The organism is Streptomyces sp. NPDC027663, from assembly GCF_055566415.1.
On record NZ_JBVHSK010000002.1, the window covers coordinates 629,130 to 654,679 of the forward strand.

The following is a 25,550-nucleotide window of genomic DNA, read 5'->3' on the forward strand; positions in this document are numbered from 1 at the left end:
GAGCCTACGGTGAGAACGCATCCCACACCACCACCAGCTCCCGGGAGGAGCCGTGCCCGCGCACGCCCTGAAACGCCCGACCCTGCTGACCCTGTGCGCCTGCGTCCTGGTCGCGCAGAGCATGGTCGCCGCCATCAACCTGCTGATCCCCCAGCTGAGTTCGTCCACTCTGCACCCCTCGCACACGCAGCTGCTGTGGACGGTCGACGCGTACGTCATCGTCTTCGCGGGCCTGCTGATCCCGGCCGGGGCGCTCGGCGACCGGCTCGGCCGCAAGGGCGCGTTGCTCGCCGGACTGGCGCTGTTCGCCGCGGGCGCCGCGACCAGCGCGCTGGCCTCCGGCCCGGCCCCGCTGATCGCGGGCCGCGGCCTGTCCGGCGCCGGGGCGGCGCTGATCACCCCGGCGACGATGTCGATCCTCGTACACCTGGCCGGCCCCGAGCGGCGCGCCCAGGCACTGGCGTCCTGGACGCTGGCCATCGGACTGGGCGGCCTGGCGGGCAACCTCGGTGGCGGTCTGGCCGCGCAGTTCCTGTCCTGGCGGGCGCTGTTCGCCGTGATGGTGCCGCTGGCGGCCGTACTCGCCGCCGCGGTGGCCGTGACCACCCCGCGCACGGACCGCTCCGCGCCGGCCAGCCCGGACCCGGTCGGCACGCTGCTGCTCACGGCGGGATTGGTCGCCGTGCTGTTCGGCATCATCGAGGGGCCCGGCCACGGCTGGACCTCCATGCGCATCCTGAGCGCGTTCGGGGCGGGCGCTCTGCTGATGGCCGCCTTCACGGCACACGCCCTGCGTTCCCGCGCCCCGCTGTTCGATCCGCGCCTCTTCCGCGCCGCCTCACTGCGCGCGACGACGCTGGGACTCGCGACAGCGTTCTTCGGCCTGTTCGCGCTGTTCTTCGTCAACTCGCAGTACCTGCAGGAGGTGAAGGGCTTCGAGCCGGCGGTCACGGGCGTCGCGATCGTGCCGCTGATCGTCGGCATGGCCCTGGTCCCGAAGTTCGCGGCCCGCTGGTCGGCACGTCCGCGCCCGGTCGTCGGCACCGGGCTCGCCCTGATCGGCGTGGGCCTGCTGGCCGCGTCCACGGCGGACGCGCACACGCCGTACCCGCTGTACGCCTGCTGGCTGCTGGTCATCTCGACGGGCGCCGGCCTGTCCATGCCGGCGCTCACCCTGGGCGTGGTCCTGTCCCTGCCCCCGCAGCAGGCGGGGCTGGGCTCGGGACTGGGCACCTCGGCCCGGGAGATCGGCGCGGCCCTCGGGGTCGCCGTCGCCGGCACGGCCCTGGCCGGGCACAGCGACTTCGCCGGCGGGATGGGGCCGGCGCTGCGGGTGGTCGGGGTGACGGTGCTGGTGGCGACGGCCGTGGTCGTCTTGGGCTACGGGGGCTCCGGCCGCTCGTCCCGGGCGACTTCGGGTACGGCGACGGCGGCCGAGGAGCGGGCGGCGGCCGAGGAGCCGGTGGCCTGAAGGCTCGGACAAGACCCCTGATACGACGAGGTCCCCTCCCGCACACTGCGGGAGAGGACCTCGTTCATGGAGCGCCGGGCAGGCCTTGCACCTGCATTTCCCCGCAGGAAGCGGGGCGTCTTTCCTTGGACCACCAACGCATCACCTGGTGCCGGGGTTTCCCGGCGGCCGGTGCGTGATCAACTATAGCGCACCGGCGCCGGGTCACACCACGTCAGATCAGATGAGGCCGAGGCCGCGCACCGCCTCGCGCTCCTCCTCGAGCTCCTTGACGGAGGCGTCGATGCGGGCGCGCGAGAACTCGTTGATGTCCAGGCCCTGGACGATCTCGTACTTGCCGTCCTTGCAGGTGACCGGGAAGGAGGAGATCAGGCCCTCCGGGACGCCGTAGGAGCCGTCCGACGGGATGCCCATGGACGCCCAGTCACCCTCGGCGGTGCCGTTGACCCAGGTGTGGACGTGGTCGATGGCGGCGTTGGCGGCGGAGGCGGCCGACGAGGCGCCACGGGCCTCGATGATCGCGGCACCGCGCTTGGCGACGGTCGGGATGAAGTCCTCGGCCAGCCACTTCTCGTCGCCCACGGCCTCGGCGGCGTTCTTGCCGGCGACCGTGGCGTGGAAGATGTCCGGGTACTGGGTGGCGGAGTGGTTGCCCCAGATGGTCAGGCGCTTGATGTCGGCGACCGTGGAGCCGGTCTTCTTCGCGAGCTGGGTCAGCGCGCGGTTGTGGTCCAGGCGGGTCATCGCGGTGAAGCGCTCGGCCGGGACGTCCGGCGCGGCGGCCTGCGCGATGAGCGCGTTGGTGTTGGCCGGGTTGCCGACGACGAGGACCTTGATGTCGTCCGCGGCGTGGTCGTTGATGGCCTTGCCCTGCGGCTTGAAGATGCCGCCGTTGGCCTCCAGCAGGTCACCGCGCTCCATGCCCTTGGTGCGCGGGCGGGCACCGACGAGGAGGGCCACGTTGGCACCGTCGAAGGCGACGTTCGGGTCGTCGCTGATGTCGATGCCCTGGAGCAGCGGGAAGGCGCAGTCGTCCAGCTCCATGGCCGTGCCCTCGGCGGCCTTGAGCGCCGGGGTGATCTCCAGCAGGCGCAGCTTGACCGGCACGTCCGCGCCGAGCAGCTGGCCGGAGGCGATGCGGAAGAGCAGGGCGTAACCGATCTGGCCGGCCGCGCCGGTGACGGTGACGTTCACGGGAGTGCGGGTCATGGCGTTCTCCGTATGACAGCTGGCGGTGGGGCGTCCCTGCCCCGGGCGGATGATCGATCTCTTGGCGTCAAGAGAGATCCAGCGGTCAGGCTATCGCGCATCCGGCATGCGAGACGTGCGGGGCCCTGTGGCTCACCCCACAAGGGGGATCAACCGGGCGCGCCGGGGACGACCGACGGACGAACGCACCAGGAAGGCCGGTGGATGAACCCGCCAGGGGCGGCAGGGGCGGCAAGGGCGGCAAGGACGAACGCGCCCGGGAGCGGCCGGCGGACGAACCCGCCGGTGGCTGCTCGCGGACGAACGCGCCGGGAGCGGCGGCGGACGAACGCGCCAGGGGCGGTCGGCGGACGAAAAGGCGGCCGTCCGTCCGGGAGAGGATGGACGGGGACGGCCGCCGGTGGGGGGACCGGCGTACCGGACTCCCGTGGGGGTACGGTGCGCCTGCCCAGGATCCGGCGGGCCATGCGTCCCCGGCCGGAATTTCCCCTTCCTGTCTCCGCGCTAGCTCGTGCACCCCGTCCGCCCCGAGGCGAGCGTGGCGCAGGCCCTGGCAGCGGCCGGGTTCTTCACGGCGACCATCGGGGTGTAGCCGATGGTGTCCCCGGCCATGGTGATGTCGCCGGACCGGCGAACCCTGCCCGCGGTGAGCTGCACGGTGTCCCCGGGAGCGCCACCGGTGATCCGGCCCCAGACCGTGCCGCAGGTTCTGCTGTAGCGGACCTCCAGGACGGTGGTGCCGAGGGTGACGGACTTGGCGGTGGTCACCAGGTCGCCGCTGCATCCCATGGCCTCGGCGTCCTTGCCGGTGCAGGCGGAGCCCGCGCACTTGACGCCCGGGGGCAGGCTCGCCCGGCTGCGGGCCGACGGGGAGGGCGACTTGGCGGCGCCCTCGCTGTGGCGGCCGTCGCCGTTGCGGTGGGTGAAGAAGAAGACGCCGGCGATGAGGACGAGCACGCCGAACAGGCCCGCGAAGAACATGGTCACCTGCTGCCGGCGTGCGGACCACTGGGCCGCCGGAGCCTGCTGCGGGGCCGCGGGGTGCGCGCCGTGGGGGCTCGGGGTGTGGGGCCCGGACGGGGTGCCGGATCCGGACCCGTACGGAGTACCTGGGCCGGACGGGGTGTCGGCGCGCCCGGAAGGGGTGTCGACGTGGCCGGACGGGGTGTCGACGTGGCCGGACGGGGCGCCTGGGCCGGACGGGGTGCCCGCAGGCCCGGTCGTGGCGCCCGCAGGCCCCGTGGGGGTGACGGCGGGATTGGCCATGGTGCTTCCGGGGCCGGCCACGGTACTGCCGGGATCGGCCACCGCGCGGCCGCGATCGGCCATCGCACCGCCAGAGTTGACCACCGCCCCGCCAGGGTTGACCACCGCCCCGCCGGGGCCGGGCACGGGGCCTGCGGGGCCGCCCGGGCGGGCCGGGGTGCGGGTGCCCGGGCGGGCGCTCGCCTTGGACGGGCCCCGGTACCCGGCGAGCCCCCAGGAGTTCTTTACCGCCGCGGCGTCCTCGCCGTCCCCCGGATCGCCGGCGGCGTCCTCGCGTGCAGCGTCCTCGCGGGCCTCGGCGTCCTGCGGTGCCGGCTGCGCGGGGATCGTCGGCGAGACACCGGCGGGACCGGCGATCCCCGGCACCGCGGCGCCACCCGTCCCCCTCCCGGCACCCTTCCCGGCATCCCTGCGGCCGGACGCACCGCCTGCCGACCCGGCGGACCGTCCCCCGGCCCCTCCACCGGCCGACCCGGCGGACCGTCCCCCGGCCCCCGACCGTCCCCCGGCCCCTCCACCGGCCGTTCCCGCGGACCTTGCCCCGGCCGGCCCTCCGGAGGCGCCGCCGGACGCACCCGCGGCCGCTCCCCCAGCGGGTTCCGTCGTCGTTCCGAGGTCTCCGAGCGCCGCGCGTGCCTCGGCGATGCGGATCGCCTCCATGGTGCTGTCGTGCCGCATCTCCGCCCGGCTCCAGGCGCGTTCGGCCAACTCCCACAAGGTGACCAGGTGGACGGAGTGGTTGCCGGTGGCCTCGGCGAGCGCGATGACCGCTCCCTTGGGCGCGAGCAGCCGGCCGTCGAGGTAACGGTCCCAGGACGTCTTGCTGTAGCCGGTACGGTCGGCCAGGGCCGCGACACTCAGGCCGCTGCGGTCCACCAGCCGCCGCAGCCGGCCGGTGAACTCCTTGATCTGCGGGTCCAGATCCTCCGGCAAGGCTTTCCAACGAGGCATGCCTTCCCCCACTTCCCACCGGTCGTGCTGTCGATCTCGCGCTCGGCCCCCCGGTCCGGCGTTCCGGTACCCGTCCTGGCCACCCTCAGGGATGCGCTGACCAAGGATCCCAGTTCCCGGAGTGGAACGCACGCGAGCATCCACGCCGCACCGGCGCCGGGGCGGTCAGCCGCCCCGGGGCACCAGTCCGTCCCGTACGCCGGCACGACCGCCTGGGCGAGGTGGGCGAGGGCCACGAAAGCGTGGCCGCGGGGGGGCGAGTTCCGGCAGCCCCGGGAGCGCGACCGCGGCCCGGGCCGGACTCGACCCGGGAAGCGGAGGCGGTGCGTGACCGGCGGCCATGGCGTCGGTGCCCCCGGGCGGGGGGACGGCGTTGGTCCGCGTCCCCGGGCGGGGTATGGCGTTGGCCCGCATCCCCGTGGGGGGGACGGCGTTGGCCCGCATCCTCGTGGTGGGGACGGCGTTGGCCCGCATCCCCGTCAGGGGGTACAGCGTTGGCCCGCATCCCCGGGGAGGCGCGGGCCACCTGCCCCGATCGGTGCGCTACTTGGCGAGCGTGAAGTGCAGGAAGTCCTTCAGGAACGGGATCCGCAGCCACGGATCGGGCTGGACCATCATCGCCAGCAGGGCGATCGCCAGTCCGAGGATGCCGTAGGTGGCGATGTCCGTGAAGCGGGAGCGGACCGCGAGCATGCCGACGCTCGGCAGTGCCCAGCGTATGACCGCGCCGGCCAGCAGGGCGGCGCCGACCAGCAGCGTGCCGATGCGGAACGCGTCCAGCGCGGTCAGCAGCAGGCCGAGCGCGACGGTCGACAGCACGACGAGCAGGGGCCACTGGCGGGCGGGTGCCGGGGCGTCGCCGGGCGCGGCCCGGCCGCCGCCCTCGGGGCGCGCGGTGTCCTTGGTGAACAGCGGGAAGCGGCGGGTGACGCGGCGCGGGCGCCCCTGCTCGTCGGGCGCGCTGATCGCGTCGCGCACGCTGGGTTCCGCCTGCCCTCGGGTGTGGTCAGCCGGCACTGCGCTCCGCCGCCTCGACCACGTTGACCAGCAGCTGGGCCCGGGTCATCGGGCCGACACCGCCGGGGTTCGGGGAGATCCAGCCGGCCACCTCGGTCACGTCCGGGTGGACGTCACCGACGATCTTGCCTTCCGCGTTGCGGGAGACACCGACGTCCAGCACGGCCGCGCCCGGCTTGATGTCCTCGGCGCTGATCAGGTGCGGGGAACCGGCCGCGGCGATGACGATGTCGGCCCGCTTCAGGTGCGCGGAGAGGTCGCGGGTGCCGGTGTGGCACTGGGTGACGGTGGCGTTCTCGCTGCGCCGGGTGAGCAGCAGAGGCATCGGGCGGCCGATGGTGACACCGCGGCCGACGACCACGACCTCGGCGCCCTTGATCTCCACACCGTGGGCGCGCAGCAGGCTGATGATGCCGTTGGGGGTGCAGGGCAGCGGGGCCGGCTCGTTCAGCACCAGGCGGCCGAGGTTCATCGGGTGCAGGCCGTCGGCGTCCTTGGCCGGGTCCATCAGCTCCAGGATGCGGTTCTCGTCGATGCCCTTGGGCAGCGGCAGCTGGACGATGTAGCCGGTGCAGGCCGGGTCCTCGTTCAGCTCGCGGACGACCGCCTCGATCTCCTCCTGGGTGGCCGTGGCCGGCAGCTCACGCTGGATGGAGGCGATGCCCACCTGGGCGCAGTCGCGGTGCTTGCCGGCGACGTACTTCTGGCTGCCGGGGTCCTCCCCGACCAGGATCGTGCCGAGGCCGGGCGTGACGCCCTTCTCCTTCAGCGCCGCCACGCGGGCGGTCAGATCGGACTTGATCGCGGCTGCGGTGGCCTTGCCATCGAGAATCTGGGCGGTCATGGGTCCATCCTCGCGGATGACCGGGCCCCGGTTCCAATCCGGGTGTCACCGCATGATCATCGATGTTGCACTTGCACAACACCTTGGGATTCCGGCTGGACAAGTAACAGCGTGTTAAAGAACGATGAGCACTACAGTGCCGCGGGCAGTGCCGGGGGGACGGACCGCATCTGTAGAACTCTCCTCCGAACCGTGCCGCGCGTCGTCCCCGCACTTGAGCAAACGACGGAGGAAGACCGCCATGAGCTTTGGCGACCCGAACAACCCCTACGGCGCACCGCCGCAGCAGCCGCCCGCCGCGCCGCAGTACGGCTACCCGCAGCAGACCCCTCCCGGCGTCCCGCCGCAGGCTCCGGGCTACCCCCAGCAGCCGGCGTACCCCGGTTACCCGAGCGCCAACATGCTGCCTCAGTCGATGCCCGGTCTGGTGACCACCTCGCGGGTCCTGCTCTACATCGTCGCGGGCGCCCAGGTCCTCATCGGCATTTTCGCCATGCTCGGCGCCGCGACGCTCAACGACGCGTCCAACGCGAGCGAGGACACATTCGGCAGCAACGGCTTCGCCGACATCGGGCATGACGGCGCAGGCATCGTCTTCGTCATCGCGCTGCTCTTCCTCGGCCTCGCCGCTTTGTCGATCACCCTGGGCGTGAAGTTCTCCAAGGGCGGCCAGGGCATCCGCATCACCACGATGATCTACGGCCTCCTGGGCGCCCTCTTCGGCGTCCTGATCCTCATCGGCGCAGCCGACGCCGGCTCCAGCGCCGCGCTGGTGTGGGCCCTGCTGTGGATCGGCTTCGGCGGCGTGATGGCGGCAGCCATGATCGCGCCGTCCGGCGCGGCATGGTTCAACCGGCCGCGCTACTGAAAACGGCAGCGAGCGCACTACCGGGCTGTGCCCCTCTCATGGCAGAGGGGCACAGCCCGGTTCGCTTTTTCGTCGCCGACGCGTCACTCGTATCAGCGGTGCTGAGCCCTTCCTCCGGGCGTGTCGGATCCTCTGCGGCCTGCTCCGCGCCGTCCGAGCGCTGAACAGCGGCACCCAGAACCGGACCGGAGCACCCGGGCAGTCCGTCTCGGCGGGCGCACCCCCCGCTCACTGGCCCAGATAGGCCAGCACCGCCAGCACGCGGCGGTTGTCGCCGTCTGTCGGGAGGAGGCCGAGCTTGGTGAAGATGTTGCCGATGTGCTTGGCCACGGCCTTCTCGGTGACGAACAGGGCCTGGGCGATGCCCGCGTTGGAGCGGCCCTGGGCGACGAGTTCGAGGACCTCGCGTTCCCGTGCGGAGAGGCTGCCGACGGAGGCGTCGCGCTCCTTGCGGGTGAGCAGCTGGGAGACGACCTCGGGGTCCATGGCGGTGCCGCCCGCGGCCACCCGTTGGATGGAGTCCAGGAACTGGGCGCCGTTGGTGACGCGGTCCTTGAGCATGTAGCCGACGCCCCGCCCACCGCTGGTGAGCAACTCGCGGGCGTAGAGGGGTTCGACGTACTGGGAGAGCAGGAGCACCGGCAGGTCCGGGTTCCGCCGGCGCGCGGCCAGGACGGCGCGCAGGCCCTCGTCGGTGAAGTCCGGCGGCAGCCGGACGTCGACGACGGCGACGTCCGGCTGTTCGCGGCCCAGCGCTTCGAGCAGTTCGGCGCCGTTGTCCACGGCGGCCACCACCTCGTGGCCGTAGGCCTGGAGCAGCCGGATCAGCCCGTCCCTCAACAGGAAGTGGTCTTCGGCGAGGACAACACGCACGGGATCTCCATCGTCACCATCGTCGGTCCGCCCACCGGGCTGCTCACCGCCAGCACGCCGTCGAAGGTGGCGAGCCGCCGCTCGATGCCCCGCAGACCGGTGCCGCGGGAGGCGTCGGCGCCGCCGTCACCGTCGTCGGTCACGCTGATCCGGAGGGTCCCGTGATCGTAACGAAGGTCGATCCAGGCCCGGTCGGCCCCCGCGTGCTTGGCGACGTTGGTGAGGATCTCCGACACGGCGAAGTAGGCGGCGGACTCGACGGGCATCTCGGGCCGGCCGGGCAGCTCGGTCCTGACCTCGGTGGGTACCGGGCTGACCAGGGCCAACGCCCGTACGGCGTCGCTGAGTCCGCGGTCGGCGAGGACGGGCGGGTGGATGCCGCGGACCAGGTCGCGCAGTTCCTCCAGCGCCGCCGAGGACGACTGCCGGGCCTCGGCCAGCAGGCCGCGCACGGCCTCGGGGTCGGTCTCCAGCAGGCGTTCGGCCGCGTCCAGGGTCATGCCCATGGCCACGAGCCGGGCCTGGGCGCCGTCGTGCAGATCGCGTTCGATCCGGCGGATCTCCGCCATCTGAGTGTCCACGGCCGCGGAGCGGGTGGCGGCCAGATGCCGGATCCGGCCGGTCATCAGCTCGCTCTCGCTCGGCGCCAGCATCGCCCTGGTGTACAGGGCGTGCCGGCGGACCGTGCGCGGGGCCGCCCACAGGGCCAGCGGCAGCTGGAGCAGGCCCAGGACGCCGGCGAGCACCGCGGTGGCCCGGCCCTCGACCGGGATGAAGCCGTACCACAGGCCGTCCCACTCGGCGGACAGGGGGACGCCGAAGAAGGCGAGGAAAACACCCCAGAGACCGCTGAGGATCAGCGCGAGCGGGAGGAAGGCCAGCAGTCCGCCCACGACCGGGTCGGTGAGCACCCAGAGGTACTCGCGCCGGGTCTGCGGGTCGCTCATGATCCAGCGGTAGCGGGCGACGGTACCGGAGGCACCCGCGGGCGCGGGCGGCAGCGGCCCGGGCGGGTCCGGGATCTCCACCCCCGCCCAGCGCCGGGCGAGTTCGCGCTGCCGCGCGGCCAGCCCGCGCACCCCGCGCATGGCCCGCGGCACCAGGCCGAGGCCCGGGCCCATCAGGCTGATCGCGCCGCACACGGCGAGCGATCGGCCGAAGGCCGCCATCGACATCCCGTGCAGCGTCACCGTCCGGCGCAGGCCCGTCAGTCCGGCGGACACCGAGAACCCACTGATCGTGTCCGGCGGTGTGTCCGTCGCCGGACGCCCCGATGGTCCCCACCGGTCGGCCCCGGACGACGGCGGCCCGCCGAATTGCGTCACACGGTCGTCCATACGACTCGCTCCCCCTTGTTCGTGCTCCGGCTTGTTCGTGCTCCGGCTCGGTCCCTCATTGTGGTGGCGCAGGGCCGGCGAAGTCGGTGGGAGAAACTCCCCTCTTGGCCGGGGTGCCGGTGAACTGCCGTACACAAAGGCCGTGCACAACGGCCGTACACAAAGGCGTGGTCCCGCCCGTCGGCCGACGGGCGGGACCACGCGCAGGCGGCGGGGCCGCTCAGTGGAAGAAGTGGCGCGTACCCGTGAAGTACATGGTCACGCCCGCCTTCGTGGCGGCCTCCACGACCAGCTCGTCCCGGATCGAACCGCCCGGCTGGACGATCGCCCGGACACCGGCGGCGATGAGGATCTCGGGGCCGTCAGGGAAGGGGAAGAACGCGTCCGAGGCCGCGTAGGAGCCACGCGCCCGCTCCTCGCCGGCCCGCTCGACGGCCAGCTTGCAGGAGTCGACGCGGTTGACCTGGCCCATGCCGACGCCGACCGAGGCGCCGTCCTTGGCGAGCAGGATCGCGTTGGACTTCACCGCACGGCACGCCTTCCAGGCGAAGGCCAGCTCCCGCAGCTCCTCGGCGGAGAGCGCCTCACCGCTGGCGAGGGTCCAGTTGGCGGGGTCGTCACCCTCGGCCTGCAGCCGGTCGGCGACCTGGAGCAGCGCGCCGCCGTCGATCGGCTTGACCTCGACCGTGTTCGCCGGGCCGTCGGGGCAGCGCAGCACGCGGATGTTCTTCTTCTTCGTGAGGGCCTCCAGCGCGCCCTCCTCGTAGTCCGGGGCCACGATGACCTCGGTGAAGATCTCGGCGACCTGCTCCGCCATCTCCTTGCTGACCGGCCGGTTCACGGCGATCACACCGCCGTACGCGGACACCGGGTCGCAGGCGTGCGCCTTGCGGTGCGCCTCGGCGACGTCCGCGCCGGTCGCGATGCCGCACGGGTTGGCGTGCTTGATGATCGCGACACAGGGCTCGTCGTGGTCGTACGCGGCACGGCGGGCGGCGTCCGTGTCCGTGTAGTTGTTGTACGACATCTCCTTGCCGTGCAGCTGTTCCGCCTCGGCGAGGCCACCGGTGCCGTCGACGTAGAGGGCGGCGTCCTGGTGCGGGTTCTCGCCGTAGCGCAGGGTGTTCTTGCGCTCGTACGCGGCGGCCGTGAAGTCGGGGAAGCGGGACTCGTCGACGGGCGCGTAGGAAGAGGCGAACCAGGAGGAGACGGCGATGTCGTACTCCGCGGTGTGCCGGAAGGCCTCGGCCGCCAGCCGCTTGCGGGCGGCGAGGTCGAAGCCGCCGTCCTTCACCGCGGCGAGGACGTCGGCGTACCGCTCGGGGCTGGTGACCACGGCCACGGACGGGTGGTTCTTGGCGGCGGCGCGGACCATCGAGGGGCCGCCGATGTCGATCTGCTCCACGCACTCGTCGGGCGAGGCACCGGAGGCGACGGTCTCCCGGAACGGGTAGAGGTTGACGACGACCAGGTCGAACGGCTCCACACCCAGCTCGGCGAGCTGCTCGCGGTGGCTGTCCAGGCGCAGGTCGGCGAGGATGCCTGCGTGCACCCTCGGGTGCAGGGTCTTGACCCGGCCGTCCAGGCACTCGGGGAAGCCGGTCAGCTCCTCGACCTTGGTCACGGGGACACCGGCGGCGGCGATCCGGCCGGCCGTGGACCCGGTGGAGACCAGCTCCACACCGGCCTCGTGCAGCCCCCGGGCCAGCTCCTCCAGACCGGTCTTGTCGTAGACGCTGACGAGCGCGCGACGGATGGCCCGCTTGTTGCTCTCGGCGGTCACTGGATAACTACCTTTCGTCCCTCAATGCGATAGCCGTTGCGGGCGAGCCGCCCCACGACCTCGACGAGCAGCCTTCGCTCGACTTCCTTGATGCGCTCGTGCAGCGCGCTCTCGTCGTCCTCGTCCCGGACCTCGACCACGCCCTGAGCGATGATCGGCCCGGTGTCGACGCCGTCGTCGACGAAGTGGACGGTGCAGCCGGTGACCTTGACGCCGTACGCGAGCGCGTCCCGTGCGCCGTGGGCCCCCGGAAAACTGGGCAGCAGGGCCGGGTGGGTGTTCACGAACCGCCCGCCGAACCGCGCGAGGAACTCCTTGCCCACGATCTTCATGAAGCCGGCGGAGACGACGAGGTCGGGCTCGTACCCGGACACAGCCTCGGCGAGGGCGGCGTCCCACTCCTCGCGGGTGCCGAAGTCCTTCACCTTGCACACGAAGGTCGGCAGCCCGGCCCGCTCGGCACGGGCGAGCCCCTCGATGCCGGTGCGGTCGGCCCCGACGGCGACGATGCGAGCGCCGTACGACTCGGCTCCGGTGCGCTCGATCTCGTCCAGGAGCGCCTGCAGGTTGGTGCCGGATCCGGAGACCAGCACGACGAGGCGCTTGACCGCTGGGCCAGTGGTGGTGGCGGCCACGGTGGGGCCCTTTCTCGGGTGGCGATCTCTGTACGGTCGGTTTGTACAGTCGTACGAATGCTTCGCACCCCCGGATACGGGGAAGTCTACGAAACGGCCGACCGCCAGCAACGATACCGGCACTCGGGAAGGGCCCCTCGGGACGGGTCGCGGGGCGGACGGTAGCGTTCGCAAGGAGTCACGAAGGAGCAGCCTCGGGAACGCGGTGGTCGTGCGGTGCGTTCAGAGGGTGGAAGCTCACGTCGGACTGCCGTAGATCACCTAGGGGAAGACGCTCTTTTCATGCCCGATCGCAGCCTGCGACTCCTCACGTTCCCGCAGCACCCGGTACAGGGAGGCGAGCGTGGCTCCGCACTGCTGCGGGAACGTCCGACCCCGCCTCCGGCACAGACTCCGCAGGACGGCCCGGGCGGCTCGGGCGACTCGGGGACGGGTGGCACTGGGCAGGGGGGATCCGGGTACGGCGGCTCTGGGCAGGGTGGTTCCGGGCACGGCGGTGCCGGGCACGGGGGGCCGGAGCACGGCGGTGCCGGGCACGGTGGGCCGGGACAGGACGGCTCCGGGCAGGGTGGCGAGCGGCAGGACGACAATCCGTTCGCCCCGCCGCCGGAGGGCACTCCTGACCGGCCGTGGCAGCCGCGTCATCCCGGCGGCGCGACCGGTCCCGGGCACGGCGCGGGTCCGGGGCATGGTCAGGGTCAGGGTCAGGGCACCGGCCAGGGTTACGGACCTGGTTGGGGACCGGGGCAGGGGCCCCAGGGACCGGGCGCGGGGCACGGTCCGGGGCCGGGGCACGGTCCGGGTCAAGGACAGGGCACCGGCCAGGGTTACGGACCTGGTTGGGGACCGGGGCAGGGCCCTCAGGGACCGGGCGCGGGACACGGTCCCGGGCCGGGGCACGGTCCGGGTCAGGGCGGCGGCTCTTCCTGGGGTGATCAGTGGAGCGACCGGCAGCCCGGGCGCTCCCCCGGCGGCTTCGGCGAGCGGCCCGGTGGCGGACCCCAGGGTCCCGGCGGCCCGGCCGGCCCCGGCATGCGCTGGGACCCGGCGGACCCGGCCCAGCGCCACGCGCGGTACGCCCTGCTCTCCGGCATGTGGGCGGTCTTCTTCGTCCTCTTCAGCTGGCCCTACGTGGCCCTGATGCTGGGCGCGCTGGCCCTGTACTGGGGCGTGAGCGCGCTGCGCGCCAAGCCGCGCCATCCGTCGCCGGACGCCCCGGTGGCCCCCACCGGCCGGCCCCAGACGACGGCGGCCGTCGGCGGCCTGATCACGGCCTCCCTGGCTCTGGTCCTGGTGGCCTCGACCTTCACCGTCCAGCTGGTCTACCGCGACTACTACACCTGTGTCGGCGACGCCCTGACCCACGAGGCCAAGCAGTCCTGCGAGACCTTGCTCCCGAAGGAGCTGCGGGGCGTACTGGGCGCACAGAACAGCTGAGGCCGGGGCGGCGCCGGTTTCCCGCAGAACGCCTTCGCCTGCCGCCGGCGCCGTGTCCTACTCGGGGGTGTCCGGGCGGGGGCGCGGGGGAAGCTCTCGCGTGGTCTCCGGCCGCAGGCTCTGCTGTGGCTCCCGGTGCTCCACGGGACGAGGCGCGGCGGGCGGCCACGGGGCGGGGCCCGCGTCGGCGTCGCCGCCGGTCTCCGCGTCGGCCGTGTTCCGGGCCGCGGCGGCCTTCTTCAGGGCCGCCCAGCGGGAGGCGCGGGCGACGTCGTTGTGCCAGTCCGTGGGGTAGGGCTCGGTGAACGGGGTCGGGAAGGGGTCTTCGGCCGGGACGAAGTCGTACAGGTCTGCCTCGGCCGCTTCGGTCGTACCGGGCGTGACCCGCGCCCGCTCGGACGCCTTCGCCCGGTGCGTCCCCTTCCCCTTGCTCTCCTTGCTCTCCTTGCCTCCGCCCTTGGCCCTGCCCCAGAACCCCGCCCTGCCCGCGCCCTCGCCGGCCGGGTCGTCCGCCTTGCCCACGGCCCCGGCGGTCATGGCGGGCGCCCCCACGGTCCTGGCCACACCGTCGGCCTTCCGCACGGCGCGGGCCTCGGCCGCCCCGCCGGCCTTCACCACCCCGTCGGTTTTCGCCACTCCGTCGATTCTCGCCACCCCGTCGCTCCTCGCCGCCCCGTCGGCCTTAGCCACCCCTTCGGTATTTGCCTCACCCTCCTTCTTCGCCACCCCGCCGGCCCCAGCCACCCCGTCGGCCCTAGCCACACCCTCCCTCTTCGCCACCCCGTCGGTCCTCGTCGCCGAGTCGGCGCCGACCGCTTCGGGAGCCGAGACCGCCTCCCCGGCCCTCACCGTCTCCCCGGCCCCCGCCGCACCAGCCACCGCACCGGCCACCGTCCCCGCACCCGACGACTGCCCGGCATCCGTGCCGCCTGTCACCGCACTACCCAACGACTGCCCGGCCCGCGCATCTCCCGGCACGACACCCGACGGCTGCCCGGTCTCCCTGACGCCCGGTACCGCACCCGCCGGCTGCCCGGCCCCCGGGCCGCCTTTCGCGGCCGTAGCTCCCGCATCCGTGCCCTGCACGGGAACACTCCCGCCGCGCGTACGCCGGACGCGCAGTCGCCACGCCCGCGCGGTCAGCGCCACCGGCAGCGCGAACAGCAGCGTCCAGACCCCGGCCGCCGTCCCGGTCTGCCACCACACCGGGCCGAAGCGGGCCAGTGCGGCAACGCCCATGGGGCCACCCGACACTTCGGCGAGCAGGGCGAGGGCCGCCGCGCACACCAGCGCCGTCAGCAGGACCACCCCGGCGGTCCGGGCGGCCGACCAGTCGGCCGGTGCCGGTTCCCCGGCCGCCGGACGCCTCGCGGCCGACCGCGCGACGAACCAGCCCGCCGTCATCCCGGCCACCGCCGGGACCACCCCCGCCGCCCAGTTCTGCGGCGTCCCGGCGCCCGGATCCGGCACCGCGGCCAGCAGCGGGAAGGGAGGCAGCAGCGGGGCGGGGTCGGAGAGCAGGGGGTGGACCAGGTGGCCGGTGCCGAGCACGAAGCCGGGGCCGGCCGCGTAGGACGCGGCCCACACCGCCGCGTTGGGGATCAGCGCGATGCCGAGCAGCAGCACCGCGAACCGGCCCGTCCAGCCCTCCGTCAGCTGCAGGAAGGAAGCTCGGGCCGCCTCGCCGTGCCAGACCAGCGAGACTCCGGCCAGGAGCGCCCCGCCCCCGAAGAACACCGCCGTCGCGGCGCCGGCGGCGCGGGCGGCCGCACTCAGCCGTGCCCGCGCATCCGTGCCGAACACCGTCCGCCGCACCGGCCCCGGGAACACCACCAGCACGCTCCGCACCGGCCCGCGCGGGCGGCCGTACGCCGACCAGACCCCGGCACCCGCCGCGCCCGTCGCGACGAGCGGCAGACACACCGTCACCCAGGTCCATTCGGGGCGCAGTTCGCCGCCGGAGCAGTACAACGCCGCGGCGGCGCCGACGCCCAGGTAACCGAGGACCACCCCGGTCCACGCGGTGTGCGCCGGAACCGGCGGCGGGCCGTCCGGCTCGGCGGACGCGTCGGCGGCCGCTCGCGCCGCCTGGTACAGCCGCCACACCGGCAGCGCGAGCAGCAGCAACGGAGTGACGCCGAGGGGCAGGGGTGCGCCGGAGAGCGTGTCCGTACGGACCAGTTCCACACCGTGTGCCAGCAGCCACAGAGCGGCGGCGACGTGCAGCGCACCGCCCGGCCCGCTGTCGGGGTAGGGCGAGCTGACCCACAACACCATCACGAGCACGGCGAAGGCGCCGAGTCCGAGTCCGGCCGCGACAGCGCCGCCCAGCAGGCTCGCGGCCAGGCCGGGCGAGCGGTCGCGCATCCGGGAGAGCAGGGGCGACAACGACGAGCGGCTAGCGGTCATCCGAATCACGCACGCCATGCTCCCAACGACACGCGCTTTCCCGTCGTAACAGGCGAACCCCCGATGTGTCGCTCAATATATGTTTATGTTCTTTTTCGCACGAAAGGGCGCACGGTGACGACGCAGAGCCCCGCCAGCCCGCTGCCACCGCCGAACGAACGCCGACGCCTGCGCCGCTCCAGGTCGCTGACGCCGGGTCAGCCGGCTGCGGCACGGGAGGCTTCCGGAAAAGTGACCCAGCAGAAGAACGACGCACCGCCCCTCACGCCCGAACCCCAGCCGCTGACGCCCGCTCAGACTTTCGACGCGCTCTACGCCTTCTGCTCCCCCGCCCTCGTACGCCAGACCTATCTGCTCACCGGCCGCCGGGAACTGGCCCGCGAGGCCGTGGAGCGCGCCTTCCAGCTGGCCTGGCAGCGCTGGCCCGAGGTGGCCCGGGACCGGGACCCGGCCGGCTGGGTGCGTGCGGTGGCGTACGACTGCGCGCTCTCCCCGTGGCACCGTTTCCGCCCCCGCTACCGGCACCCGGAACCTCCGCCGGCCGACCCCGCCGACCGCGAGCTGCTGCACGCCCTGCTCCGGCTGCCGCCGACGTACCGGCGCACACTCGTCCTCTACGACGGTGTCGGCCTCGATCTGCCGGAGACGGCGGCGGAGACGGAGGCGAGCACACCGGCCGCGGCCAGCAGGCTGACCCACGCGCGCGAGGCGCTGGTCGCCCACTTGCCCGAACTGGCCGATCCCGCCCGGCTCCATCGCCGGCTGCTCGAACTTGCCTCGACGGAGCATGTGCGCGCGGGCAAGCCGACGGTGGTCCGCACCGTCGGCGAACGCCGGAACGTCTTCTGGACCCGGGCGGCCATCGCCTTCACCGTGACGATCATCGGCGCGACGGCGCTCACGCTGCGGACGGCGCCGAGGCGCTACGAGGCCCCCGTGGCCCCGGCCCAGGCGGTACAGGGAGTCCCCCCACCGGCGGCCATGGGCCCCCTGTCCCACGAGGAACAAGCCCTGCGGGCGAAGCTTCGGCGCTCCGCGTCCAGCGGCCCGGAGCGGCTGTCACCGGAAACGAGGTGAGCGCAGCGGCACCCACCGGCGTGAGCAGCAGAAACAGCGGTAGGCCCGCCCCGGGAAATGGGACGGGCCTACCGCTGTACAGCCAGAAGGTCAGGCGCTCAGGATCTCGCGCGCCAGCTTCGCCGTCTCGGTCGGGGTCTTGCCGACCTTGACGCCGGCGGCCTCCAGGGCCTCCTTCTTGGCCTGGGCGGTGCCGGAGGAACCGGAGACGATGGCACCCGCGTGGCCCATGGTCTTGCCCTCGGGCGCGGTGAAGCCCGCGACGTAGCCGACGACCGGCTTGGTCACGTTCTCCTTGATGAACGCCGCGGCACGCTCCTCCGCGTCGCCACCGATCTCACCGATCATCACGATCAGTTCGGTGTCCGGGTCGTCCTGGAACGCGGCCAGCGCGTCGATGTGCGTGGTGCCGATGATCGGGTCACCACCGATGCCGACGGCGGTCGAGAAGCCGATGTCCCGCAGCTCGTACATCATCTGGTAGGTCAGCGTGCCGGACTTCGAGACCAGGCCGATGCGGCCCGGCTTCGTGATGTCGCCCGGGATGATGCCGACGTTCGACTGGCCCGGGGTGATGATGCCGGGGCAGTTCGGGCCGATGATGCGGGTCTTGTTGCCCTTCTTGCCGGCGTACGCCCAGAAGGCGGCCGTGTCGTGCACGGCGATGCCCTCGGTGATCACGACGGCCAGCGGGATCTCGGCGTCGATGGCCTCGACGACCGCGTCCTTGGTGAACTTCTCCGGCACGAAGATGACGGAGACGTTGGCGCCGGTCTTCTCGATGGCCTCCTTGACGGTGCCGAAGACGGGTACCTCGGTGCCGTCGAAGTCCACGGTCTGACCCGCCTTGCGCGGGTTCACGCCGCCCACGACGTTGGTGCCGTCACCGAGCATGAGCTTGGTGTGCTTCATGCCGGTGGCACCGGTCATGCCCTGGACGATGACCTTGCTGTCCTTGTTGAGCCAGATAGTCATGCTGTTTGGTGTCCTCGTCCTGAGTGCTTACTTGGCGGCGTGGGCCAGCTCGGCGGCCTTGTCGGCCGCGCCGTCCATGGTGTCGACGCGCTGCACCAGCGGGTGGTTGGCGTCGGTGAGGATCTGCCGGCCCAGCTCGGCGTTGTTGCCGTCGAGGCGGACGACGAGCGGCTTGGTGACGTTCTCGCCACGGTCCTCGAGGAGCTTCAGGGCCTGCACGATGCCGTTGGCGACCTCGTCACAGGCGGTGATGCCACCGAAGACGTTCACGAAGACGGACTTGACGTCCGGGTCGCCCAGGATGATCTCCAGGCCGTTCGCCATGACCTGGGCGGAGGCGCCACCGCCGATGTCCAGGAAGTTGGCGGGCTTGACGCCACCGTGGTTCTCACCGGCGTACGCGACGACGTCCAGGGTGCTCATGACGAGACCGGCGCCGTTGCCGATGATGCCGACCTCGCCGTCGAGCTTGACGTAGTTGAGGTTCTTCTCCTTGGCGGCGGCCTCGAGCGGGTTGGCCGCGGCCTTGTCGTGGAGCTCCTCGTACTCGGGGTGGCGGAACTCGGCGTTCTCGTCGAGCGACACCTTGCCGTCGAGAGCGATGACCTCACCGGAGGCGACCTTCGCGAGCGGGTTGACCTCGACGAGGAGGGCGTCCGACTTGATGAAGGTGTCCCACAGCTTGATCAGGACGTTGACGACCTTGTCCGCGACCTCGGCCGGGAACTTGGCGGCCTCGACGATCTCGCGGGCCTTGGCCTCGTCCACGCCGTCGATGGCGTCGATCGCGATCTTGGCAACGGCCTCCGGACGGGTGGCCGCCACCTCCTCGATCTCCATGCCGCCCTCGACGGAGGCGATGGAGAGGAAGGTGCGGTTGGCACGGTCGAGGAGGAAGGAGACGTAGTACTCCTCGATGATCTCCGGAGCGGTCTCGGCGATCATCACCTTGTGGACCGTGTGGCCCTTGATGTCCATGCCGAGGATGTCCGTCGCACGGGCGACGGCCTCGTCCGCGGAGGCGGCCAGCTTGACGCCGCCGGCCTTGCCACGACCACCGACCTTCACCTGGGCCTTGACGACGGACTTGCCGCCCAGCCGCTCGGTGATCTCGCGCGCCGCCTCAGGCGTGTCGATGACTTCACCGGCCAGCACCGGTACATCGTGCTTGGCGAAGAGGTCCCTCGCCTGGTACTCGAACAGGTCCACGCGCTTCCGTCCCTATCAGTGATCTCGCGGTTCGTTGGATGCGTGGGCGTGCCGCGAAGGGCAACGTGACGTCCGCTTGTCACTAGGGGGGCGCACACGGTGTCCGAGCGCGCGGCATGTCCGTCTCGCAGGTTATCGCTGCTTCCGGGAGGCCTCTAAATCGCGGGTCACACCCGAGCGGTGATACCTGTCACATGATGCCGTTTTTCTTGGCACGCCGTGCCGCCACAGGGTGCGGAACGGGTGGTCTGCCGGCCCTCGCCGCGAGGCCTCACCGGGCTGGGGTTGACCCGGTGAGGCCCCCGAGCGGCCCCGGGCGACCGGGGCCGGAGCGCTTGATCCCCACCCCAATGGGGACCACCCGCCCCCTCCGCGAGGCCCCGCCCGGACGGGCCGACGGCATTCGGCCGCCCGGGTGCGGTCACCTCCCGGAGCTGTCGGGAGCTGTCCAGGACACCCACCCCGCGCACCGGGTGCCCCGCGACACGCCGGGTACGCCGCGGGCACCGTGACGCCGCGGGCGGCACCGCGAACCACGGCGGCGCTGCGGTGCGTGCCCGGGCGCCGGGTGCAGGGCCGTGCCTGCCGGGCCCTGCGTGCCGGGCGTCGGGTGCCGCGTACCGGGCACCAGGTGCCGGGCACCGGGTACCGAGTGCCGGATTCTGCCGGGCTCCCTGGTACGCCGCCGGTGTCGCACGAGCGGTACGGGCGGTACGGCCGCTGCGCGCCCGGCAGCCCCTCAGCTCGAAGGAACAGGGCGCTGATCCTCGCCGCCCGCCCGAGGCTGCGCAAGCCCCGTGTTACCGATTGGTAGGCATGTCCTCTTCCTGGCCGTTTCCGGTCCGGCGTCACACCGTGTCCGGTATCGGCAGCGGCCGCTTCTCCAGGGCGGCGGCCATCACCTCGGGAAACAGATCGGGCGTGCAGGCGAAGGCCGGCGCGCCGAGCGCGGCGAGCGCCGCCGCGTGCTCGCGGTCGTACGCCGGCGCTCCCTCGTCCGACAGCGCGAGCAGCGCCACGAACTGCACCCCGGACGCCTTCATCGCGGCGACCCGCTTGAGCATCTCGTCGCGGATGCCGCCCTCGTAGAGATCGCTGATCAGCACGACCACGGTCTCGGCCGGCCGGGTGATCTGCGACTGGCAGTAGGCGAGCGCCCGGTTGATGTCCGTACCGCCGCCGAGCTGGGTGCCGAAGAGCACGTCGACCGGGTCGTCCAGCTGGTCGGTGAGGTCGACGACCGCCGTGTCGAACACGACCAGCCGGGTGCTGACCGACCGCATGGAGGCGAGGACCGCCCCGAACACGGACGCGTAGACCACGGACGCCGCCATCGACCCTGACTGGTCGATGCAGAGCACGACCTCCTTCTTCACCGACCGTGCCGCACGCCCGTAGCCGACGAGCCGTTCCGGTACGACCGTGCGGTGCTCGGGCAGGTAGTGCTTGAGGTTGGCCGCGATGGTCCGGTTCCAGTCGATGTCGTGGTGGCGCGGGCGGTGGACGCGCGCGCTGCGGTCCAGCGCGCCGGTGAGGGTGGCGCGAGTACGGTTCGCGAGCCGCTTCTCCAGGTCCTCGACCACCTTGCGCACGACCGCGCGGGCCGTCTCCCGGGTCGTCTCCGGCATCGCCTTGTTCAGCGAGAGCAGCGTGCCGACCAGGTGCACGTCGGCCTCCACCGCCTCCAGCATCTCGGGCTCCAGCAGCAGCGAGGCGAGACCGAGCCGGTCGATGGCGTCGCGCTGCATGACCTGGACGACGGAGGACGGGAAGTAGGTCCGGATGTCCCCGAGCCAGCGGGCCACGGACGGCGCCGACGCGCCGAGCCCCGCCGAGCGGTCCCGGCCGGTCTGCGGCTTGTCACCCCTGCCGTAGAGCGCGGCCAGTGTGCCGTCCACCGCCGCGTCCCGGCCGGACAGTGTGCATCCGGTGCCGTCGGCCGGGTCCCCGCCGAGCACCAGCCGCCAGCGCCGCAGCCGCTCCCGCGCCGGGTCGCGCACCTCGGCCGGTGCCGGTCCGGTCGTCCGGTTCGTCATGCCCCCACCCCCGCAGGCCTGTTGTCGTGCGTCGTGTCGCGGTCCGCGTCCAGGCCGAGCAGCAGCCGCAGCACCGGCAGCACGGCGTCGGCCCGGCCGGTGTCCGGTTCGGTGGCGAAACCGGGGATCGCGGCTCCCTGTGCGGCGGTCCCGCCGGGACGGTCACCCGGACCGCGCCGGACCAGTTCGCCGAGCGTTCTGCGTACACCCGGCTCGTACGCCGCGAAGGTGCGCCGCAGCAGCGGCAGCACATCCGTGAAGGCCTCATCGGGCACCCCGGTCAGCCAGGTGTCCAGCAGGCCGAGCAGCCGCTCGTCGTGCACCAACAGCAGCCCGCCCCCACCGCCGGCGAACCCCTCGACCCAGGCGGCGGCGACGGCAGGGGGCGTGCCCGGCGACAACACGAGCCCCATCCACCGGGCCGCTTCCCCGGCCGGCAGCACGCCGTCGTCCAGCAACAGCCGCACGGCCCGCCCCCGGACGACACCGGGCGCGGTGTCCCGCAGAGACAACGCCCGCAACACGGCCCGCCAGCGATCACGCAACCGGCGGTGCCCCACGGGCTCGCCTCCGGGGAAGGTGTGCCGGCTGTGGGCGGCCGGGTCCTCCTCGTCCCCGAGGCCCGGGCGATGCCCGAGTCCGCCCGGGTCCCCTTCGCCCCCGAGGCCCGCGCGACCCTCTGGACCGGCCGGGTCCCCCTCCTCACCGACGCCGGCATGACCCTCTGGGCCGGCTGCGTCGCCCTGGTCTCCGAGGCCCGCGTGATTCCCGAGGGGGGCCGGGCACACCTCGGGACCGACGCTGGCCTGCCCCCCGAAGCCGGCCTGCCCTCCGAGGCCGGCCGCTTCCGCCTCGTCGCGGCGGTCGCCGAAGTCGCAGCGGCCGCCGTCGGCCGCGTTGTCCCCGGCGTCCGCGTTGCCCGTGTCATCCCCGACGCCCGCGCCGTCCCCGTCGCCCCCTTCGGCCCCTTCGCCCCCTTCGTCAAGGCTCTCCGCCAGCAGCCCCACGGCCGTGTGCACGGCGTCCACGTGTCCCCGCATCTCCTCCGCCGCGTCCGCGTCGAGCGCGGCGCACGCCGGTGGCAGGCCGACGAAGATGCGCTCGGCGAGGCCCGCGGCCACCCCGGCCAGCGCGCCGGTGTCGGTGCCGCGTACGTCGCCGTAGCGCAGCGAGCGGACCAGGGCGGGCAGGGCCTGGGCCAGGTGGCCGACGTCGGCGTCGAGGGCCGCTCGGTCGGCGAGCACCCGCATGACCACGGGCAGCGCCTCCGACAGCCCGGCCAGCAGGCACTGCTCGGCGAGCGCGGTGACCTCGGCGAGGCTTCGCGCGGCGGTCGCGTCCGACTCGGCCTTGGCCTGTGCGGCGGCGAGTACGGTCGTCCCCCACACGCCCGCCTCGGCGACCCGCACCGACAGCTCGGGCTCCCAGCGCAGCCGCCAGGTCTCCCGGAAGGTGCCCGTACTCCCCCGCGACCGGGCCGGCTCGCCCCAGTCGACACCGAGCAGCCGCAGCCGGTGCAGCAGCCTGCTGCGGCCGGCGTCGGTGTCCCCGCGCAGGTCCAGCTCCAGCTCGCGCTCGAGCGCCTCCGGCTTGAGCCGTAGGGAGCGCTGCTGCCGGGCCAGGTCGCGCTGCAGCGGCACCGCGGGGGCCGTGTCGGGGACCTCGCCCAGGACGTCCCCGACGACCAGCCGGTCGTGCACCAGGGCCAGCGGCACGTCCGAGCCGTCGCACATGACCGCGCGGACCGCATCGGTGGTCTCGCCCAGGCCGGGCAGCGGGCGGCCCCGCATCGCCGCCAGGGTCTCCGCGAGGCGCACGGCCTCGATGACGTGCGCCGAGGAGACGATCCGGTCCTCCTCGCGCAGCAGGCCCGCCACCTTGGTCAGCCATCGCTCGACCGGCCGGTCGGGCGCGTGGAACAGATGCCCGTACCAGCCGGGCGAGTCGATGCCCGCGCCGTATCCGCCGGTCCGGGCCAGCCTGCGGTGCGTCCACGGCACCCAGGTCAGGTCCGTCTTGACCTTCGGCAGGCCCTTCAGCAGCGCCCGGTCGGCGGTGACTGTGCTCTTCTCACGCAGCGCGGGCACGTGCCAGGCCCCGCACACCACGGCCACGGCGTCGCCGAACTCCTTGCGCGCCTCGCGCAGCCGCAGCCGCATGTACGCCTCGCGGACGAGGTCCCGGGACCGCCCGCCGGCGCCGTACCGCTCACGCAGCGCGCCCATGGCCTCCGCCACCGCGGCGAACGGCGCGAAGGGGTCCCGCTCGCCCGGTCCCCGGTGCTCCACGACGTCCTCCCACCAGCGCTCGGGGTCGTCGTATCCGGCGGCCTCGGCGAGCACGGCGAGCGGGTCGACGCGGACCTGTTCGTCGGCAGCGGCGACGGCCGGATCACCATCGGACCGGAACCCGGACCCGTCATCGCGCCCGGCGCCGGCCCCGGCCGCCCCGGCTTCGGGGCCGGCACCGGCACCGGACCCGGAATCGGCCTTGGTATTCGCCTTGGCCTTGGCCTTGGCAGCGGACTCTGGCTCGCGTTCGGCGCCGGACCCGGCGGACCCGGGCTCGGCCCCGGGACCCGGCTCAGGCACCGTCCCGGCAGAGCCCTCCTCCCAAGCGAGGGTGTGTGTCGCCGGCACATCGATGAAGCAGGCCGGGACGCCGTGTTCCACGGCCCATCGGATGGCCACCCATTCGGGGCTGAACTCGGCGAACGGCCAGAACGCCGAGCGTCCGGGCTCGTCGACGGCGTGGGCGAGCAGGGCGACCGGGGGCCGCAGCCCGGGGTCGGCGGCCAGCGGGATCAGCGCGTCGGCCTCGGGCGGGCCCTCGATCAGGACGGCACCGGGCCGGGCGGCGTCCAGGGCAGCGCGTACCGCACGCGCGGAACCCGGCCCGTGGTGCCGTACGCCGAGCAGCAGCGGCCCGGAGTCGTACGTCTCGCGCCGGCTGGTGCCGGTCATGCGCTCACCTCCCGGCAGGCGCGGTAGAAGTCCGTCCAGCCCTCACGCTCACGGACGACCGTCTCCAGGTACTCCTGCCAGACGACCCGGTCGGCGGCCGGGTCGCGGACGACGGCACCCAGGATGCCGGCGGCCACGTCACCCGGGCGCAGCACGCCGTCGCCGAAGTGGGCGGCGAGCGCGAGGCCGTTGGTGACGACGGAGATCGCCTCCGCGGTGGACAGTGTGCCGCTCGGCGACTTCACCTTCGTGCGGCCGTCGGCGGTGATGCCGTCGCGCAGCTCGCGGAAGACGGTGACGACCCGGCGGATCTCCTCGATGCCGTCGGGTGCGGCCGGCAGGTCGAGGGAGCGGCCGAGCTGCTCGACCCGGCGGGTGACGATGTCGACCTCGGCGTCGGCGCTCTCCGGCAGCGGCAGCACCACGGTGTTGAAGCGGCGGCGCAGCGCGCTGGAGAGGTCGTTGACCCCGCGGTCGCGGTCGTTGGCGGTGGCGATGAGGTTGAAGCCGCGGACCGCCTGGACCTCCCCGCCCAGCTCGGGGATGGGGAGGGTCTTCTCGGACAGGATGGTGATCAGCGTGTCCTGCACGTCGGCCGGGATTCGCGTCAGCTCCTCCACGCGGGCCGTCATGCCCTCGGCCATGGCGCGCATGACGGGGCTGGGCACGAGGGCGTCCCGGCTCGGGCCGTGCGCGAGGAGCTGTGCGTAGTTCCAGCCGTACCGGATCGCCTCTTCCGGAGTGCCGGCCGTGCCCTGCACCAGCAGTGTCGAATCGCCGCTCACGGCGGCGGCCAGGTGCTCCGACACCCAGGTCTTGGCGGTGCCGGGCACACCGAGCAGGAGCAGGGCGCGGTCGGTGGCGAGCGTGGTGACGGCGACCTCGACGATGCGGCGCGGGCCCACGTACTTGGGTGTGATCACCGTGCCGTCCCGCAGGGTGCCGCCGAGCAGATACGTCGCCACCGCCCACGGCGACAGCTTCCAGCGGGCCGGGCGCGGGCGGTCGTCCTGCGCGGCGAGCGCGGCGAGTTCGGCCGCGAAGGCGTGCTCGGCGTGCGGGCGCAGCACCTGCGCGGACTCGTCGCGGTCGGGTGCGGCGGTCGTCGGTTCCACGGACACAGACATGGCTGAGGCCCCCTCCAGCTCGGCCGGTTCGGATCTGTCACCAACCGTGCACCACACCACTGA

General features: G+C 73.2%; 17 protein-coding genes and 1 pseudogene. 4 read left to right on the top strand and 14 right to left on the bottom strand.

The window, feature by feature from the left end:
- Positions 1-52: 52 nt before the first annotated feature.
- The gene (locus tag ACZ4SF_RS07730) at positions 53-1,471 is read left to right on the top strand and encodes an MFS transporter (protein ID WP_468379666.1); all 1,419 of its coding nucleotides are present in this window, start codon (positions 53-55) and stop codon (positions 1,469-1,471) included.
- A 219-nt stretch (positions 1,472-1,690) separates the two neighbouring features.
- Here ACZ4SF_RS07730 and ACZ4SF_RS07735 read toward each other — a convergent pair whose 3' ends face one another.
- From ACZ4SF_RS07735 to ACZ4SF_RS07750, 4 genes are all read right to left on the bottom strand, one after another.
- The gene (locus tag ACZ4SF_RS07735; protein WP_468379669.1) at positions 1,691-2,680 is read right to left on the bottom strand and encodes a malate dehydrogenase; all 990 of its coding nucleotides are present in this window, start codon (positions 2,678-2,680) and stop codon (positions 1,691-1,693) included.
- A gap of 504 nt (positions 2,681-3,184) precedes the next feature.
- Entirely contained in the window at positions 3,185-4,897 is a 1,713-nt protein-coding gene (locus tag ACZ4SF_RS07740) for a helix-turn-helix domain-containing protein (protein WP_468379672.1), read from the bottom strand.
- 543 nt (positions 4,898-5,440) lie between these two features.
- Complete coding sequence (locus ACZ4SF_RS07745; RefSeq protein ID WP_468379675.1) at positions 5,441-5,914, bottom strand: DUF3017 domain-containing protein; 474 nt, start codon at positions 5,912-5,914, stop codon at positions 5,441-5,443.
- Positions 5,904-6,758: a bifunctional methylenetetrahydrofolate dehydrogenase/methenyltetrahydrofolate cyclohydrolase gene (locus ACZ4SF_RS07750; RefSeq protein ID WP_468379677.1), complete on the bottom strand. Its 855-nt coding sequence runs from the start codon at positions 6,756-6,758 to the stop codon at positions 5,904-5,906. Before ACZ4SF_RS07750 ends, ACZ4SF_RS07745 begins: the two co-directional genes overlap by 11 nt.
- Positions 6,759-6,999: 241 nt before the next feature.
- Here ACZ4SF_RS07750 and ACZ4SF_RS07755 point away from each other — a divergent pair, with 241 nt between their 5' ends.
- Positions 7,000-7,626 carry a hypothetical protein gene (locus ACZ4SF_RS07755; protein ID WP_468379680.1) on the top strand — a complete coding sequence of 209 codons (627 nt, stop codon included), beginning with the start codon at positions 7,000-7,002 and terminating at the stop codon, positions 7,624-7,626.
- Positions 7,627-7,854: 228 nt separating this feature from the next.
- Here the strand turns inward: ACZ4SF_RS07755 and ACZ4SF_RS07760 are convergent, their stop codons facing one another.
- The 4 genes from ACZ4SF_RS07760 to purN form a co-directional block, all read right to left on the bottom strand.
- Positions 7,855-8,499 (bottom strand): LuxR C-terminal-related transcriptional regulator, encoded by a 645-nt coding sequence (locus ACZ4SF_RS07760; protein ID WP_468379683.1) that lies wholly within the window; start codon positions 8,497-8,499, stop codon positions 7,855-7,857.
- The gene (locus tag ACZ4SF_RS07765; RefSeq protein WP_468379686.1) at positions 8,463-9,836 is read right to left on the bottom strand and encodes a sensor histidine kinase; all 1,374 of its coding nucleotides are present in this window, start codon (positions 9,834-9,836) and stop codon (positions 8,463-8,465) included. The genes ACZ4SF_RS07760 and ACZ4SF_RS07765 overlap by 37 nt, the downstream gene beginning before the upstream one ends.
- A 220-nt stretch (positions 9,837-10,056) precedes the next feature.
- Positions 10,057-11,619 carry a bifunctional phosphoribosylaminoimidazolecarboxamide formyltransferase/IMP cyclohydrolase gene (purH, locus tag ACZ4SF_RS07770; RefSeq protein WP_468379688.1) on the bottom strand — a complete coding sequence of 521 codons (1,563 nt, stop codon included), beginning with the start codon at positions 11,617-11,619 and terminating at the stop codon, positions 10,057-10,059.
- Positions 11,616-12,254 carry a phosphoribosylglycinamide formyltransferase gene (purN, locus tag ACZ4SF_RS07775; RefSeq protein ID WP_468379691.1) on the bottom strand — a complete coding sequence of 213 codons (639 nt, stop codon included), beginning with the start codon at positions 12,252-12,254 and terminating at the stop codon, positions 11,616-11,618. The genes purH and purN overlap by 4 nt, the downstream gene beginning before the upstream one ends.
- Positions 12,255-12,536: 282 nt before the next feature.
- On the opposite strand from purN, the gene ACZ4SF_RS07780 reads away from it, so the two are divergent.
- A complete protein-coding gene (locus ACZ4SF_RS07780; RefSeq protein WP_468379693.1) occupies positions 12,537-13,691 on the top strand; it encodes a hypothetical protein in 1,155 nt (384 codons plus the stop codon).
- Between the two features lie 1,095 nt (positions 13,692-14,786).
- Here the strand turns inward: ACZ4SF_RS07780 and ACZ4SF_RS07785 are convergent.
- A pseudogene (locus tag ACZ4SF_RS07785) lies at positions 14,787-16,118 on the bottom strand (cell division protein PerM); the annotation flags it as partial.
- A 45-nt stretch (positions 16,119-16,163) separates the two neighbouring features.
- On the opposite strand from ACZ4SF_RS07785, the gene ACZ4SF_RS07790 reads away from it, so the two are divergent.
- Positions 16,164-17,177 carry an RNA polymerase sigma factor gene (locus tag ACZ4SF_RS07790; RefSeq protein ID WP_468379696.1) on the top strand — a complete coding sequence of 338 codons (1,014 nt, stop codon included), beginning with the start codon at positions 16,164-16,166 and terminating at the stop codon, positions 17,175-17,177.
- A gap of 90 nt (positions 17,178-17,267) precedes the next feature.
- Here ACZ4SF_RS07790 and sucD read toward each other — a convergent pair whose 3' ends face one another.
- The 5 genes from sucD to ACZ4SF_RS07815 all read right to left on the bottom strand — a co-directional run bounded on the left by sucD (position 17,268) and on the right by ACZ4SF_RS07815 (position 25,487).
- A complete protein-coding gene (gene sucD, locus ACZ4SF_RS07795; protein WP_468379699.1) occupies positions 17,268-18,152 on the bottom strand; it encodes a succinate--CoA ligase subunit alpha in 885 nt (294 codons plus the stop codon).
- A 27-nt stretch (positions 18,153-18,179) separates the two neighbouring features.
- Positions 18,180-19,361 carry an ADP-forming succinate--CoA ligase subunit beta gene (gene sucC / locus ACZ4SF_RS07800; protein ID WP_468379702.1) on the bottom strand — a complete coding sequence of 394 codons (1,182 nt, stop codon included), beginning with the start codon at positions 19,359-19,361 and terminating at the stop codon, positions 18,180-18,182.
- 848 nt (positions 19,362-20,209) lie between these two features.
- Entirely contained in the window at positions 20,210-21,397 is a 1,188-nt protein-coding gene (locus ACZ4SF_RS07805; RefSeq protein ID WP_468379705.1) for a VWA domain-containing protein, read from the bottom strand.
- On the bottom strand, positions 21,394-24,360 hold the full coding sequence (locus tag ACZ4SF_RS07810) for a DUF5682 family protein (protein WP_468379708.1): 2,967 nt from the start codon (positions 24,358-24,360) through the stop codon (positions 21,394-21,396). The genes ACZ4SF_RS07805 and ACZ4SF_RS07810 overlap by 4 nt, the downstream gene beginning before the upstream one ends.
- Positions 24,357-25,487: an ATP-binding protein gene (locus ACZ4SF_RS07815; protein ID WP_468379711.1), complete on the bottom strand. Its 1,131-nt coding sequence runs from the start codon at positions 25,485-25,487 to the stop codon at positions 24,357-24,359. Before ACZ4SF_RS07815 ends, ACZ4SF_RS07810 begins: the two co-directional genes overlap by 4 nt.
- Positions 25,488-25,550: the final 63 nt, after the last annotated feature.

Excerpts from the sequence above, each read along its gene's own strand:
- ACZ4SF_RS07750 (WP_468379677.1), bottom strand. The coding sequence starts at position 6,758 with ATGACCGCCCAGATTCTCGATGGCAAGGCCACCGCAGCCGCGATCAAG.
- ACZ4SF_RS07735 (WP_468379669.1), bottom strand. The coding sequence starts at position 2,680 with ATGACCCGCACTCCCGTGAACGTCACCGTCACCGGCGCGGCCGGCCAG.
- ACZ4SF_RS07780 (WP_468379693.1), top strand. The coding sequence starts at position 12,537 with ATGCCCGATCGCAGCCTGCGACTCCTCACGTTCCCGCAGCACCCGGTA.
- ACZ4SF_RS07765 (WP_468379686.1), bottom strand. The coding sequence starts at position 9,836 with ATGGACGACCGTGTGACGCAATTCGGCGGGCCGCCGTCGTCCGGGGCC.
- ACZ4SF_RS07810 (WP_468379708.1), bottom strand. The coding sequence starts at position 24,360 with ATGACCGGCACCAGCCGGCGCGAGACGTACGACTCCGGGCCGCTGCTG.
- ACZ4SF_RS07755 (WP_468379680.1), top strand. The coding sequence starts at position 7,000 with ATGAGCTTTGGCGACCCGAACAACCCCTACGGCGCACCGCCGCAGCAG.
- ACZ4SF_RS07805 (WP_468379705.1), bottom strand. The coding sequence starts at position 21,397 with ATGACGAACCGGACGACCGGACCGGCACCGGCCGAGGTGCGCGACCCG.
- ACZ4SF_RS07790 (WP_468379696.1), top strand. The coding sequence starts at position 16,164 with ATGTGTCGCTCAATATATGTTTATGTTCTTTTTCGCACGAAAGGGCGC.
- ACZ4SF_RS07815 (WP_468379711.1), bottom strand. The coding sequence starts at position 25,487 with ATGTCTGTGTCCGTGGAACCGACGACCGCCGCACCCGACCGCGACGAG.
- sucD (WP_468379699.1), bottom strand. The coding sequence starts at position 18,152 with ATGACTATCTGGCTCAACAAGGACAGCAAGGTCATCGTCCAGGGCATG.
- ACZ4SF_RS07740 (WP_468379672.1), bottom strand. The coding sequence starts at position 4,897 with ATGCCTCGTTGGAAAGCCTTGCCGGAGGATCTGGACCCGCAGATCAAG.